General features: G+C 55.4%; 12 protein-coding genes. 8 read left to right on the forward strand and 4 right to left on the reverse strand.

Going from position 1 to position 15528, the window contains the following annotated elements:
* Positions 1-58 precede the first annotated feature (58 nt).
* A complete protein-coding gene (locus DFP98_RS32910) occupies positions 59-3100 on the forward strand; it encodes an EAL domain-containing protein (protein ID WP_181918092.1) in 3042 nt (1013 codons plus the stop codon).
* A gap of 25 nt (positions 3101-3125) precedes the next feature.
* Here DFP98_RS32910 and DFP98_RS32915 read toward each other — a convergent pair whose 3' ends face one another.
* The gene (locus tag DFP98_RS32915) at positions 3126-4097 is read right to left on the reverse strand and encodes a helix-turn-helix transcriptional regulator (protein WP_116064872.1); all 972 of its coding nucleotides are present in this window, start codon (positions 4095-4097) and stop codon (positions 3126-3128) included.
* A gap of 115 nt (positions 4098-4212) precedes the next feature.
* On the opposite strand from DFP98_RS32915, the gene DFP98_RS32920 reads away from it, so the two are divergent.
* Positions 4213-5082 carry an SDR family oxidoreductase gene (locus DFP98_RS32920; protein WP_116064873.1) on the forward strand — a complete coding sequence of 290 codons (870 nt, stop codon included), beginning with the start codon at positions 4213-4215 and terminating at the stop codon, positions 5080-5082.
* Between the two features lie 9 nt (positions 5083-5091).
* On the opposite strand, the gene DFP98_RS32925 is transcribed toward DFP98_RS32920, so the two are convergent.
* From DFP98_RS32925 to DFP98_RS32935, 3 genes are all read right to left on the reverse strand, one after another.
* Positions 5092-7155, reverse strand: coding sequence for a multicopper oxidase family protein (locus DFP98_RS32925; RefSeq protein ID WP_246016962.1), 2064 nt, complete (start codon positions 7153-7155; stop codon positions 5092-5094).
* Between the two features lie 240 nt (positions 7156-7395).
* Positions 7396-8265, reverse strand: a complete 870-nt coding sequence (locus DFP98_RS32930) for a DUF4097 family beta strand repeat-containing protein (protein ID WP_181918093.1) — start codon at positions 8263-8265, stop codon at positions 7396-7398.
* 2 nt (positions 8266-8267) lie between these two features.
* Positions 8268-8885, reverse strand: a complete 618-nt coding sequence (locus DFP98_RS32935; RefSeq protein ID WP_116064875.1) for a DUF1700 domain-containing protein — start codon at positions 8883-8885, stop codon at positions 8268-8270.
* Between the two features lie 276 nt (positions 8886-9161).
* On the opposite strand from DFP98_RS32935, the gene DFP98_RS32940 reads away from it, so the two are divergent.
* The 6 genes from DFP98_RS32940 (at position 9162) to cyoD (ending at position 15130) form a co-directional block, all read left to right on the forward strand.
* Positions 9162-10619 (forward strand): ABC transporter substrate-binding protein, encoded by a 1458-nt coding sequence (locus tag DFP98_RS32940; protein WP_116064876.1) that lies wholly within the window; start codon positions 9162-9164, stop codon positions 10617-10619.
* A 144-nt stretch (positions 10620-10763) separates the two neighbouring features.
* Entirely contained in the window at positions 10764-11006 is a 243-nt protein-coding gene (locus DFP98_RS32945) for a hypothetical protein (RefSeq protein WP_116064877.1), read from the forward strand.
* A 227-nt stretch (positions 11007-11233) separates the two neighbouring features.
* Positions 11234-12118 (forward strand): ubiquinol oxidase subunit II, encoded by an 885-nt coding sequence (gene cyoA, locus DFP98_RS32950; RefSeq protein ID WP_116064884.1) that lies wholly within the window; start codon positions 11234-11236, stop codon positions 12116-12118.
* Between the two features lie 39 nt (positions 12119-12157).
* Positions 12158-14128, forward strand: coding sequence for a cbb3-type cytochrome c oxidase subunit I (locus DFP98_RS32955; protein WP_116064878.1), 1971 nt, complete (start codon positions 12158-12160; stop codon positions 14126-14128).
* Complete coding sequence (gene cyoC, locus DFP98_RS32960; RefSeq protein ID WP_116064879.1) at positions 14128-14775, forward strand: cytochrome o ubiquinol oxidase subunit III; 648 nt, start codon at positions 14128-14130, stop codon at positions 14773-14775. Before DFP98_RS32955 ends, cyoC begins: the two co-directional genes overlap by 1 nt.
* Position 14776: 1 nt before the next feature.
* The gene (cyoD, locus tag DFP98_RS32965) at positions 14777-15130 is read left to right on the forward strand and encodes a cytochrome o ubiquinol oxidase subunit IV (RefSeq protein ID WP_116064880.1); all 354 of its coding nucleotides are present in this window, start codon (positions 14777-14779) and stop codon (positions 15128-15130) included.
* Positions 15131-15528: the final 398 nt, after the last annotated feature.

The raw sequence follows: 15528 nt of genomic DNA on the forward strand, positions 1-15528 counted from the left end.
GTTGAAAATGGAAATAACCACTAATCACTCGACGCAAGCACAGAAGGCAGGGAACATCATGGTTAAGGAATACCGGATCGGTGTCATCGCACCCTATCTGGACGGCGAATATTTCGGCAGACTGCTGCCTCACATTCAACACGCTGTCCGAGAAAGGTGTTCCCGTCTCTTTGCCGTGCAAGTCGCAGACGATTATTTAGGAATCGATTCGTTGGAAGAGCCGATCGCATCCGGGCTGATCGATGCATGGATCGTCATTCTGCCCTCGGCCAGCCAGACGGTTCTCGAGACTTTGGAGAAGAGCGGGAAGCCGCTCGTCTGCATCGGCTTTCCGTCCCCCGTGCCGGGGGGACACTCGGTGCTCGTCGAGAATCAAGCGGGCATGAAAGCGGCGGTGCAGCATTTGATCTCCCACGGGCATACGCGGATCGCTTTTATCGGCAAGCTGTCTCAGTATGATCTGTACGAGCGTTACCTGGGGTATAAGGAGGCGCTTGCAGAGCAGGGATTGCCGATAGACGAACGGCTTGTCGTGGACGTCGAGGACAATCTCATGAACGCCGGAGAGAAAGCGATGCGGGAGCTGCTGGATCGGGGCGTCGAGTTTACGGCGATCGCCGCGGGTACGGATTTTAACGCTCTGGGAGCGATCGACTGCTTGCAGGCTCGCGGATTCCGTGTTCCGCAAGACTTCGCGGTGAGCGGCTTCGACGACATCTATCAGGCAGCGGTCAACTATCCTTCGCTTACGACCGTACGCCAGCCTATTGAAAGCATGGCCAATGAAGCGGTGAGAATCGCGATCGAGATGCTTGAAGGGCGTCTGGAGACGGACGGGGTAACGCTTGTGTCCGCCGGACTGGTCGTCAGGTCCTCTTGCTCATGCTCGGAGAGATCGCAATTCAAGACGGCGGAGGAGTTTGATCACTATCTGATCAACCTGTCCCAGATGCGCCGTTCCTTCCATACGATTGCGAATAACAACTATCAGATGACCAAAAGCTTGATCAATGCGACGAGAGACGAGAAGATCGACATTTCCAAGCTGTTCTGGAATAGCGTCCATTGGGGCTGTTTGGCGCTGTGGGAGACGGACGAGAGCGGAGACCGACGGTTGGTCGTACGCCAGTCGTTCAGCAAGCGAGGCGATCCGCTGCCGCCCATCGGCGCGGCCTATCCGTTCGAGCAGTTTCCCCCGTTGGAAATGCTTCCTCCGGGAACGCGACCCGGAGGAGAGGATATTGTCGTGCTCCATCCGGTCAAATCGGAAAAGAAAAGCTGGGGTTATATCGCTCTGGCCGGCCAAGTGGAACCGAACGCAAATTTCGTCTCGAACGATCTGTTCCGCCACAGCTTCACGATCCTTGCAGTCGCATTGGAGCGGGAATTGCTGTTTAATCACGTTCGCTCGATCAACGAGAAACTGGAGATCGTCTCGCACACGACGAACGACGGCATCTGGGACTGGGATTTGAGCGCGGGCAAGATCGATTGGAGCACGCGCGCGCATAAAATATTAAGCCCCTCCTCCGTCAAGCTGAATAGCGCTCCCCGTTCCTTCTTGAGACTGGTATATCCGGAGGATCGGCGGGCAATCTGGCAGGCGCTCAAACAGGTTCGTTCCGAGTCCGACCGCCAGCCGATTCAAGTCGAATTACGCATCGGCGGCCAGGCGGAGGCGGATCGGCAGCTCTGGGTGCATCTGGCGGGAGATTTGGTTCGCAACGCTTCGGGCGCTGCCGTACGGATCATCGGTTCGATTACCGATATTACCGAGAAGAAGGTCAACGAAGAGAGAATTACTCAACTGGCTTATTGGGATTCCGTTACCGGGCTGCCTAATCGCATGATGTTCAAGGATCGGCTGCAGGAGGCTATCGAGGAGCGGAGTCAAGACGGCAAGAAGCTGGCCGTTATGATGATCGATCTGGATCGTTTCAAAATCGTCAACGATACGCTCGGACATCAGACCGGAGACCTTCTGCTGCAGCTCGCTTCCGCTAAACTGCAGGATTGCGTCGGTCTGCACGGGATCGTCTCGCGGTTCGCCGGGGACGAATTTATTGTGCTGCTCTCCAAGATCGAGGGGGCGGAGGAAATCAACCGCGTCGCCGAGCGGATTTTGCATATGCTGACCAAGCCGTTCGTGTTGGAGGGGCAGGAGTTTTATTTGTCCGCGAGCCTTGGGGCTTGCTTATATCCTAACGATGCGCAGGATGTAGACTCGCTCATTCGTTTCTCGGATCTGGCCATGTACTATTCCAAAGAAAACGGCGGGAACAGGCTGAAGGTATATACGCCTGCATTAAGCTCAAAAAGGGTTGAGAGGTTTAATATGGAAACGGGACTTAGATATGCGATGGAGCGAGGGGAACTGACGCTGAATTTCCAGCCGCAGGTTTCTCTTACTACGGGCAAGGTATACGGTGCGGAGACGTTGATTCGTTGGAGCTCTTCCGACGGAAAAACGATACAACCCGGCGAATTCATCCCTCTGGCGGAGGAGACCGGGCTAATCATTCCGATCGGCCAATGGGTACTTGAGCAAGCGTGCCGCGCCTGTCGAGAGTGGATACGAGAGGGACTGCCTTCACTCGTCATATCCGTTAACATCTCGGCTCTCCAGTTCCAAATGGAGGACTTTCCGGATATCGTTAGCAAGGTGCTGAAGGATACGGGGATCGGCCCGCACAATCTATGTCTGGAGATTACAGAGCATACGGCCGTTCAGAATATGGAGCACAGCATTCGAATGCTCAGCCAGTTGGTGGAGATCGGCGTCAAAATCGCGATCGACGATTTCGGCATTGGTCAGTCGTCCCTCTACTGGCTCAAGAAGCTTCCCGTACATATCGTCAAAATAGATCCGTCGTTTATCCGTAATCTGACAGAGAGTACGGACGACGCAGCGATTGCGAAAGCGGTCATCGACATGTCGCACAGCCTCGGTCTGTCCGTCACGGCGGAGGGCGTCGAGACGGAGGGGCAGCTGCAGCGCCTTCAGCAGCTTCAATGCGACCGTATTCAAGGCTTCTTCACGGGACGCCCGATGACGTCCGACCAGTTTATTGCGTACTTCCTCGAAATTGCCAACGGGTAAAGTGCCGGAACGGCTGCAGCGCCTTCTACTCTGCGTAGAGCGCGGCTGCAGCCGCGCATTCCGCGCGCACGGCTGCGCGAAGCTCCTCGGGAGCCAGCGCCTCCGCGTCCCGGCCGTATTTCATCACGATGTCCCGCGCCGATTCCAGCGTGTTGAACTCAACGACCGCTTCTATTGCCTCGCTCTCTTGAACTTCCTCGCAAGAGACCGTCTTTACGTACCTTTCCCCCGCGAAGGCCTCCCATCTTGCCAAAGCGACGCGAACCTTCGCGGGATAGCGGGGCAGATTGGATTTGAACCTTTCCATTGATCGTTCCCAATGCGTTGCCAAATCGAAGTCCTCCGGTCGGACGAAGGTCTCTTCCAGCATGTCTGCGTCATGCAGGCGGGATAGCCGGAAGGTGCGAAAGGGGTCCTCTTCCGCCGAATCTTCCATCGCGACCATGTACCAAACGCTCGTCTTGGCGACCAGGCCCAGCGGCAGTACGGTCCGCTCCGTTGACTCGTCCGCTTCCCTCCCGCGATAACAAATGCGAAGCTTGCGTTGCTCCCAGACCGCTTCCTGAACGGTCTGCAGATGCGCGGAGCGAGAAGGGGCCGAGCGCCAGCCTGCCCCGTCGATATGGATGCGTTCCCTCACGTATTCCGCGTCGCGACGCACCGGCTCCGGGAGAGCGGACAGCAGCTTGCGCAGCGCGGTGCCCGACGGCTCGTTCAGCCCCAGATCGGCAACGACGCTGGAGGAATGGAGCAGCAGCAATGAACGAATCTCGCCGATCGTCATCCCCGTAATCCGGTTGCGGTAGCCTTCGGACAGCTGCCAGCCGCCCGAAGCTCCTCTCTCCGCATAGACGGGGATGCCTGCTGCCGCCAAAGCCTCCATATCGCGATGCACGGTCCGTTCGGAAATTTCTAGCTCGTCCGCAAGCTGTTTGGACGTCATTCTCCCGCGGGCTTGCAGAAGAGAAAGCAGGGACAGCAATCGATCGGCTCTCATTCGTTATTCCTCCGTTCGCTTCGATTATTCTCAGTATATCCGATTTATATGACAGCAGGTGTCATATATCAAGGCTAATCTAGAGACGTAGACGAATGATGGGAGGAAGAAGAGAATGAAACCATTGACAGGAAAAGTAGCGGTTGTCGCGGGAGCGACGCGGGGGGCCGGCAGGGCGATTGCGATCGCGCTTGGTCAAGCCGGAGCGACGGTGTATGCAACGGGGAGAAGCGTCAGAGGAGCGCCCTCCGACTTGGCCAGGCCGGAAACGATCGAGGAGACCGCCGAGCTTGTGAGCGAACAAGGAGGACAAGGCATTCCCGTGCGCGTGGACCATACGGAGCCGGAGCAAGTGCGGGCGCTGTTCGAGCGAATCGGAGACGAACAGGCTGGCCGACTCGATATTGTGGTCAACGACGTGTGGGGCGGCGAGAAGCTGACGGAATGGGGGACTCCTTATTGGGAGGGTTCACTGGACAAGGCGCTGCTGATGCAGCGAAGAGCCGTTCACTCCCATATGATCACAAGCTATTACGCCGCCCCGCTGCTCGTCAAGAGAGGCGAAGGGCTGATCGTGGAGGTGACGGACGGATACGATTACCGCTACCGGGGCAATCTGCCATACAGCCTTGCCAAAGTATCGGTCATTCATCTGGCGGAGGCGCTGGCGGCGGAGCTGCGTCCGAAAGGAGTAGCGGCGCTGTCCGTCACCCCGGGGTTTCTGCGGTCTGAAGAGATGCTCGATTACTTTGGCGTCACTGAAGCGAATTGGCGCGACGGAGCCGAGAAGGAGCCTCATTTCCTCCAGTCGGAGACGCCGTTCTTCCTCGCGCGTGGACTGGCCGCATTAGCTGCCGAACCGGATCTGCTGAGCAAGTCGGGCAAATTTTATACTTCCTGGGGGCTGTCGGACGACTATGGAATCGTAGACGTCGACGGAAGGCGTCCGCACTGGGGCAACTATGCCGCTGAGCAAGGACTTTGACGATAACGGTCACTCGGGATGATTGCCGGTTTCATTTCCTATTTTATACGGGGTGGTGATCTCTTCGTACATGAGATGCATCGACATGCCAACGGCCGCGTGCGTCAGGTTGTGGCAATGGTCCATCCATAGTCCGGGGTTATCAGCGACGAAGCCGACCTCGTAGATTTCGCCGGGCTGGACGTCCAGCGTATCGGAATACCAGGGGCTGCCGGTCGAAGGCTCGCCGTTGCGGGAGAGTACGAGCATGTGGTGGCCGTGCAGGTGCATCGGATGATCGACGGCGCCCCGGTTGACGATGGTCGTTTTGACCAGATCGCCCTCCCGCACCATAAACATCGGCGTATTCGGAAATACCTCTCCGTTGATCGTATATAAGGAACCGAATTGCCCGTTGTAGAAGGCCAGCTTGTTGTCGAGAATCATTTCGAATTCGCGGTCGAAGTCGCTGCTCGCCGTGATGGCGGTATCGGCGGGCTTGCCGTAATCGATCGGATTAAATGCGGTCGTGACCGGCAAGTCGGGAATGCCTCCCGTTCCGTCGCGGCTTAGCAGAATTCCCAGCTTATCGGAGCTGCCGACGCTAAGGAAGACGGGGGTGTCGGGCATCAGGAACGTCAAATCCATGCGTCCGCCTGTGGTCAGCTCTATCCGCACGTTTTCCAGCTCCTGCGGCTCGTTCAGATCTGTGCCGTCTATGGCAGCGACGCGAAACGGAGTTCCCGTCAACGTGTAGTCCTGCCGCAGCCAATCCTGGGTATTGATGAGCCGGATGCGCACCGGAGTTCCGGGAACGACTTGCTTGCGCTGTACGCCGTCGCGATCGCCGATGGCTAGCCCAATGCCGTCCCAGACATGGGTCATCACGGTAATCTCTTCCTCCGCCCCCTTATTTTCCGAATCTGCAGGCTCTACGATCAAGCTGCCGAACAGTCCTTTCTTCACTGCTTCCTGAGAATGCTGATGCGAATGATACCAGAACGTTCCCGCCTGCTCGGCGATGAAGCGATAGACGTGCTTGTCGCCCGGCATGACGGCTTCTTGCGTCGCCCCTGCCACCCCGTCCTCTGCATTGGGCACGTCGAGTCCGTGCCAGTGGATCGTCGCGCCATCCTCAATGTCCTGGTTGACCAGCGTAATCTCCACCAGTTCTCCTTGCTTGATCCGAAGCTCAGGCCCGGGGACCTGACCGTTATAGGTCCAGGCTTCGAACGGTTGCCCCGGACGCAGCTCGATCGTCTTTTTCTCCGCGGTTAACAGGAATTTGCGGTCGGGCTCCCGATCCCGCGGCCCCGTCAGCATCGCCAACGATTTGTCGCGCAGAGGGTCGTGAACAAGCTCGGGTCCCCCTCCGAAATCCATCGGGCCTTCAGCCATGCTCATGACGGCAGGAAGGCGGCTGTTCGCGCTGCCGACTATATAGATTAGCGCAGCAACGCCGATCGCGACGCAGAAGATGCCGGCGGTTCGCAGCCATCTTCTGCCTGGAAGCGCCGGAGCGGGAGAGTTCGGCTCGCCGATTCCGACGTATTTGCGTTGCTGGGCATAGCCTAAAGCCATAACGGCCGCCGCGGCAAGCAGAATCGGAACGAGCACGGAGCCGAGCCGGAACGGCACCGGGGTTACCAATACGTAGTAAAAAATCGTTGCAGCGCCAATTGCCGATAGCTGATACGGCAAAATAACGAGAGGATGAGCAGCTTGCTTGCGGATATCGGCGGGAAGCGGAGCGACGGACAGGCAACGGGTCGCTTTCCAGAGCTTCACCAGGCGCGGGACGGCAAGCAGCCACACAGACAGCGAAGGAATGAGCGCGAGCGGAAGATGAAGCAGCACCCGATCCTCCCAGAAGACGGAGTCCATCGTCGACGTCATGACCAGAGTGGCGACAGACAGTCCGAGCGCAGGCAGCGTCGCATAGACGGCCCAAACGATTTGCTTGCGGGTTTTACGGTGCAGTCTTTCGGTGGATCCGCCATACAGCAATTTAGTAGCTTTGCTTCCGGCGATCCAAGAGAAAATAAGCATAAAGAATACGCAGACATATACGATGCCGGTCAGAATAGTAAACAAGAGAAAAGCCTCCTTGTCGGTCGGGTTCGCGCAGGAGCGTGTATTTGATTCTATCCTACCTTTCGCGAGCTAATCTTCGTAACCGTCCGAAGTTTGGATTGCTCCCCCGACTTAAGTTGGAGCGTCATCTCCGTCTTGCAACGGGCGCTAACGTCCGAAAAGCAAATAAAAACGCACCGCCTTCTCCCGAAGCGAGATGCGGTGCGTCTGCTAGGCGAACGACAGCGGAGGAAGTGGCCGTTATTGCGCTGCTTCCTCGATCGTGATGTTACCGCTGTCTGTTCTCACTTTGATCGTATCGTTAGTTTCGTTTCTAGACTCGGGTGCCCGGACTCTACCGGAATCCGCCTTAAGGTCGTACGTACCTGCGAAACTCGTCGGGAGGCGAACGAACGCATTGCCCGAATCGACGGATATGTTCGTGTCGGAGGTGTCGAGTTTGTACAGCTTAACGTTGCCCGAGTCGGCCGAAATGTCGGCCTTTCCAGTCATGTTTTCGATCGTAATGTTGCCGGAATCGATAGACGCAGTCAGGTTGGCCGTGACGCGATCTCCCTTAACGTTCCCGGAGTCGACGTCGATTTCCAAGGTTTCGCTGACGAACTCGCCGAGAGACAGATTGCCGGAATTTGAATCCAGCACCGCGCTAGAGATTCGCAGCAACGAAGCGTCCTTTATTTCGAGATTGCCGGAGCTAAGCTTGAGCTTCAGACGGTCCAGCAGCGCATCGTCCGTAACGGAGACGACGAATTGTTCCGTAGGGGGATCGAAGCTGAAATCGAATAAGTTAATGTATTTGCGGGGGAGACGGATGAGCTCCAGCTCCAGCTTGCGACCGGAGATTTCCGCGGCCTGAACTGTCTCAACCATTCGTTCGGTTCCGTGTCCCTTCAGTTCGATCGAGTTGGTGCCGTCGACGCTTTTGACGAACGTCATGCTGACGTTGTATTCGCTCTTGATGCTCAGCTCGCGAAGTTCTTCCGCCGAGAAGGTCCACTTCTTCTCGAAATCCCTCAAGTTTCTGTCCGCTTTATTCCAATCGTGGTTCACCGCGCCCGCTATTCCGATCGCGATCAGGCAGAACGCCGCTAAATACCAGAATTTTCTCATCGCTAAGTTCTTCCTTTCAAGGTCTTGTAATTCCATCCCGCATAGGCTCTAATTGCACGGAACAGCCCTTTGCCGAACAAGAAGGCCACATCGGCCAGAATCATTCCGATGCCCGTTATTCCTAGCGACATCATGAGCTTGGCGTTCGTAAACTCCCCATACAGCGAAGTCTCGGCAACAAGCGCGAGCGGCGCCAGCATCGTCGTTAGAGCGGCGATGCAAACGGAGACGAATGCCGCAATCAGGGCGGCGAATACCGGGATCGCAAGCAGCAGATTCAGAAAAAGCAGCAGGATTCCTACGCCGATGAAACGCGGAACGTCGCGGTCCGGTTCGTGCTGTCTTCCCGGAGCGGGTGCGGACCAGGCTTGAGGCGGTGGCGGAACGGGATTGTTGTAGGGGGCGCCTCCATAAGGCGATCCAGCGTATGCGGGCTCATAACGCGCTTCGGGCTGCGAAGAAGGGGAGTCCAGTTCCGCGACGATTTCTTCTTCCGTCTTCCCTTGCTCTTGGCCGATTCTGAAACATTCCTCGCATCGATCGAGCAGCTCGTTCCTCTCATGCTCCGGCAACGGGGCAAGATCCCGATTCATTTTATCCATAAACTCCATTTTATTCATGGCAGAGACTTCCTTTCACTGAACTGTTCCCATCATAGCCGATCGTTTGGCCGGCTGTCATCCGACGAGAGGTGACGATCGACCTCGACTTAAGTTGGGGGAGAGGGATGACCGAACAAGAGGAAGGGTAGGACTACGCTACCATTTCACCCATAATCAACCACTCTGTTCGCTAGATTGTGGTACAATATGTAAATTGAATAGGGGAGAGGGGGCAAGGCGAAGCAGACTCCGACGGTGAATTCGGGTATACCACTATAGAAGGAAGTGTAGAAAATGCAATATGGTAGAAAGATTGCAGCAGTGCTATGCGGCGCTTTAATTGCCGGGATAGCGGCAGGATGCACCGGAGGCGACGACACGACGAATAAAGAGAAAACGGCGATCAAGGTGATGTATTACGATGAACGCGGCTTCTATCAGCAGTTCGGGATGCTGTTTGCCGCTCTGCACCCGGAGGTCGAGCTCGAGGTAGTCTCCACATCCAGCATTGCCTACGAAGAAGGCAAAGATATGGAGAAAGCCACTCAGGAGTTCATTGCCGAACAGAAACCGGACGTGCTGCTGCTCAGTGGGGGAGAATACTCGCGCATGGCCGGCGAAGGAAAGCTGTATAATCTGGATACGTTCATTCAGAAGGACAAGTTCGATCTGGAAGGGATTGCCCCCGGAATTTTGGAATATATCAAGCAACAAAGCGACGGCATTCTATACGGGCTCTCTCCGAATTTCTACAGTCAGGCGCTCTTCTACAACAAGGACCTGTTCACGAAATACGGAGTCACGTTCCCTACGGATCGCATGAGCTGGGAGGAGCTGCTGCAGCTTGCGGCCAGATTTCCGACCGACGGAAGCGGCGAGGACCGCGTCTACGGCCTGAAGGCCGGCTATGGGGCGGACCTCTACCAACTTGGCATGATGATCGGGAATTCATTGGGGCTAAGCTACATCAATCCGACGACTAAACAGTTGACGATCAACTCGGATTCATGGAAAAAGGCGTTCGACACGGCGGACAAAGCGTTTAAATCGGGTTCGCTGTTTGTCGAAGATCCGAATAACGGCGGATTTTCCGGGTCCTATGAAGACTATTTGTTAGGAGACGCCTTCATCGGAGGGAAAGCCGCGATGGTGATCGAAAGCAATTATATGATGGATCAAATCAAAGAGGCGCAAACCCGATTAAAAGACAAGGGAATAAAAAATTGGGACGTTGTTACAGTTCCGATCAATCCGCAATCTCCGGATGAAAGCTCGGCGATGTCGGTCGGGCAAATCTTCGCGATCGACGCGAATTCGGCCAACGCGGAGGGCGCATGGAAATTCCTGAGCTACATAAACGGAGACGAGTTCGCGCGCGTGACCTCCAAGCTTAACAACGGCGGCTTCCCGGCGCGTATGAAATATATCAGTAACGAGGAAGGGCGCAATATGGCGGCGTTCTACAGCTTAAAGCCGCGCTCTAACAATATGTACGACAATTACGACAAACTGCCGCGGGATTTCTACATGAAGTTCAACACGTTGTCTCAGGAGGAATTCCAAGGCATCAAGGACGGCAAAACGACGATCGAGGAAGCTCTGGACAGCCTTCAGGTCAAGGGCCAGAAGCTGCTGACCGAGGAAAGCGAGAAGGCGGCCACGGCCGAGCCCGGCTCGGCGGCAGGCTCCGCTCCGGGAGTCGCAGTTGAGAGCTCCTCGGGGGGATCGTCGGTGGAGGTTAGAGCGGAATAATAAGCTTCTACATGAGCAACGCTAAGGTTGAGGGACGTCTTGAGGAGTGAATTTGTCCAACTTGTGAATTCTGCCTTTAATTCGTCACAACTTTGTGATAAAATATTCACAAAAAGCGCTCTCATTAAAGGAGGCTGGACCCTCATGAAAAATAAAGAAATGTCCCGAATGCTGAAATGGGTGGCGATGATCGTCATCGCGGTCGGCATCGTCTGCTGCGTACTCAATATCGCCCAGTTCAACGATCAGAATCTCGGCTTGATGATCGGCATCGGATTCTTGATCGGCGGCGCGCAGATTATGCTGTTCGGCGTGATCGCTCCACTGATGCAGAAGAACCAGGAAGCACCGGCAGCCCCGTCCCAGGCGACGGAAGAACCGGTCTGAATGACCTTATCTAATTAAGGAAGCCCGGATGGAACGCAACGTTCCCTCCGGGCTTTTTATTATGTCGAAGGCGTGAACAAACTATTGCAAATTTTCAACGTTTCGTTGTCGCATTTGTTAACTGTGAGGAAAGTCGCTGAGCTTTCTGCTATGTTGGATTCAGCGACGAAGAAATCGTCCAATGAAATGTATGACGCGGTAGCGGTAAGAGGATGGGGGAGATGGGAATGTGGAAAGGGCTGCGGAGGCTGACGGCCGTTCTGTCGTTGGCTGCGACGGCGGCGCTGCTTAGCGGGTGCGCCGAGAAGGTGGTCGTGCTCAATCCGAAGGGCGAGATCGGGCAGCACCAACTGGATCTAATTATATTGTCGACGGTGCTCTGTTTGATCGTCATTGTACCGGTGCTGATCTTGACGTTCTATTTGGCGTGGAAGTACCGCCAGAGACCGGGCGGGAAGGCGAAATACGATCCTACCTGGGAGCACAGCACGAAGCTGGAAGCGATCTGGTGGGGTATCCCAATCATCATTATCGCCATCCTCGGCACGATTACCATTAAATATACGCATATGCTTGAACCGTCCAAACCGATCGAGCACGAAGCCAAGCCGATCGTTGTCCAGGTCACTTCGCTGGATTGGAAATGGCTGTTCTTATATCCCGAGCAAGGGATTGCCTCTGTGAATTATCTTGAATTCCCTGAGAACGTGCCTGTCCGCTTCGAATTGACGTCGGACGCGCCGATGAACTCCTTCTGGATTCCGCAGCTTGGCGGTCAGATTTATACGATGTCCGGAATGGCGATGAAGCTGCATCTGATCGCGGAAGAACCGGGCGATTATCTGGGGATGGGCGCCAACTTCAGCGGCAAGGACTTTGCCAAGATGAATTTCACGGCCAGGGCGACCTCGCAAGAGGAGTTCGAAGCATGGGTCGAGCAGGTGAAGCAATCGTCTCCGGGGCTGACGATGGAGGGCTATTTGCAGCTTGCGAAGCCGGGCGTGTCGAGCGTACAAACCTTCTCTTCGATTCCGGAGGGCTTGTTCCAGAAAATCGTAACCAAGTACAGCAGCGGACATAACCATGAATTGAACGCGGCCAGCAGTAAATAAAACCGACAATAATTAGTTCAAGGAAAAGAAGGTGCCGACATGTGGGAACAAATCAAGGAGTTCGCCTCCGAGTTTTTCGTTACGGGCGATCCATTGATTTACGGGGCGGACGTCGCCATCGTGCTGACGATGGTCGCGATCGTCGCCGCGCTTACGTTTTTCAAAAAATGGACATGGCTGTGGAAGGAATGGCTGACGACCGTCGATCATAAGAGAATCGGTATTATGTATGTGATCGCGTCGCTGATTATGCTGTTCCGCGGAGGCGTGGATGCGCTGCTCATGCGGACGCAACTGGCGATCCCGGAGTTGGAGTTTCTGAACGCGGAGCACTATAACCAAATTTTCACGACCCACGGGGTCATTATGATTTTGTTTATGGCGATGCCGTTGATGTTCGGCTTGTTTAACCTCGTCATTCCGCTGCAGATCGGGGCGAGAGATGTTGCGTATCCGTTCCTGAACTCGCTGAGCTTCTGGCTGTTCTTCTTCGGGGCGATGCTGTTTAACCTGTCGTTCGTCATCGGAGGTTCGCCGGACGCAGGCTGGCTCGCTTATCCGCCTCTGTCGGGAACGCAGTTCAGTCCGGGCGTGGGCCAGGACTTCTATATATGGGGCATTCAGATTTCCGGGATCGGCAGCTTGATGACCGGCATTAACTTTATCGTTACGATCTTGAAAATGCGGGCGCCGGGCATGAAGCTGATGAAGATGCCGATGTTCTCGTGGTCGGTGCTGTCCAGCTGCTTGACGATCATTCTCGCTTTCCCGATTTTGACCGTTACGCTGTTCCTGCTGTTCATCGACCGTTATTTGGGCGCGCACTTCTTTACGCTCGACGGCGGCGGCAACCCGATGATGTACATCAACCTGATTTGGATGTGGGGCCACCCCGAGGTGTATATCGTCGTTCTGCCGGCTTTCGGCATTTTCTCCGAGGTGGTCGCGACCTTCTCCAAGAAACGGCTGTTCGGTTACAAATCGATGGTGTTCGCTCTGATGAGCATCAGCATCGCTTCCTTCTTCACCTGGGCGCACCACTTTTTCACGATGGGCTCGGGGGCCAATGTCAATGCGTTCTTCGCGTTGACGACGATGATTATTGCGATTCCGACCGGGGTCAAAGTGTTTAACTGGCTGTTCACGATGTATCGCGGACGGCTGTCGTTCCCGACGCCGATGCTGTGGATGCTGGGCTTTATCCCGTGCTTCGTCGTCGGCGGGATGACCGGGGTACTGCTCTCCGTCGCTCCGGCGGACTTCCAGTTCCATAACAGCTACTTCCTGATCGCGCACTTCCACCAGGTGCTGATCGGCGGCGTCGCATTCGGTTACTTCGCGGGTCTGTATTACTGGTGGCCGAAGGTGTTCGGCTTCAAGCTGAACGAGAAAATCGGCAAATGGGCGTTCTGGTTCTGGAATATCGGCTTCTATGTCTGCTTTATGCCGCAGTACGTGCTCGGATTGATGGGGATGACGCGCCGCGTCAGCAGCTACGGCTGGGACAAGGGCTGGTACGAGTTGAACCTGACGTCGACAATCGGCGGTTTCCTGATGGGCATCGGCTTCCTGTTCCAGGTGTGGCAGATTTTGCACAGCATCAAGTTTATGGAAAAAGATACGACTGGCGATCCATGGGACGGACGTACGCTCGAGTGGACGATTCCGTCGCCGGCTCCTGTCTACAACTTCGCGACGGTGCCGCAGGTGACCGAGAAGGACGACTTCTGGGAGGAGAAGCAGCGAATCGCCGCCGGAGGAGCTCCGCGACCGAAGCCGCCGCTTGAGCCGATCCATATGCCGAAAAACTCGGGAATTCCCATTATTATGTCTTTCTTCTTCTTCGTCGCCGGTTTCGGCTTCGTATGGGATTGGCTGTGGATGATCATTCCGGGACTTGCCGGCGTAGCGGTATGTATGCTTGTTCACTCTTTTAATTACAATACGGATTATTATATCCCGGTGGATGAAATCAAACGCACGGAAGCTGCGGCGGGGAGGGTTGTGTAATGGCCAAGTCGGGTAGTCATCAGGCCGCCCTTAAGGCGCAGCACGGAGGGCACGGGGCCGGACACGGTCACGGTCATGAAGGGCACCACGATCAGGAAGGCTTGCGCGTAATGGGCTTCTGGATTTTCCTGATCACGGACTGTATTCTGTTCGGCACGTTATTCGCGACCTATGTCGTACTCAGCGGCAACACAGCCGGAGGGCCGACGGGCGCAGAGCTGTTCGAGATGCCGGGAGTCATTGCCGAGACGTTCATCCTGCTTACAAGCAGCTTTACGAGCGGGCTTGCGGTACTTGCGATGAACAGGGGAGATCGCAAAGGACTGATCTTCTGGCTTGGCGTAACGGTCTTGCTCGGCGCGGCGTTCATTACGCTGGAAGTGACGGAATTCGCGACGCTGGTGCACGAAGGCGCAACGATTTCGACGAGCGCCCATTGGTCGGCTTTCTATACGCTGGTCGGAACGCACGGCCTTCACGTCTCGCTCGGTCTCGTCTGGATGATCGCGATCATGATTCAGCTTGGTCGTCACGGCATCAATTCCGTTACGCGCCGCAAGGTCAACGTCATCAGCATGTACTGGCATTTTCTCGACGTCGTCTGGATTTTCGTCTTTACGATCGTCTACCTGCTGGAGGTGATGTAACATGGCGCAGCATACGAATCACGGCGCTCAGGCGCATGGCGTTCATGACGATCATGGCGGCCACGAGACGCACGGCTCGCTCAAGTCTTATGTTACCGGCTTCTTGCTGTCGCTCGTACTGACGATCATCCCGCTTGTGGTCGTGTTGAACGGCTTGCTGGAAAAGAAGGCGGCGACGATTGTACTGCTCGGTTCGGCGATCCTTCAGTTCGTTGTACAGCTGGTTTATTTCATGCATCTGAAAGAAGAGGGCAAGCCGCGTTGGAACTTCATGGTGCTAATCCTCGGATTGATCATCGTGCTGACGATCGTGGCCGGCTCGATCTGGATTATGACTTACAACAAAGTGGCGTAAATATAGGGAAAGGCAGTTTGCTGCGCGGGACGCGGCGAGCTGCCTTTTTTAATTCTCGGGTTTATATATGCCGCTACTGGTCAACGCAAACGGGGATACTCAGGCTCACATTCTTTTCGGCAGACTCGGCAAATTTGGCAGTTGTCGCGTCGGCAGACGGATTAATTTTAAAGCGGGTAGTCCGCGCTAATTTTGTCGAATGGGGAAAATGTGCAGTTTTAAGGCGGGGAATCCGCTTTAATTATCCTTATAAGTGTAATTTGGGGAAATAACGGTGCGACCCCCTAATTCCGGAGTCTTCCATATCAAACCGACTCATGTCGCAGTTATGCTCTTTATTTCACGTTCTTTCTCGGCCAGAAGAATTTTGACCGGTCATCTAGACTCATGACCCATTC

It is taken from the genome of Cohnella phaseoli, assembly GCF_003386235.1.
GTDB lineage: Bacteria > Bacillota > Bacilli > Paenibacillales > Paenibacillaceae > Cohnella > Cohnella phaseoli.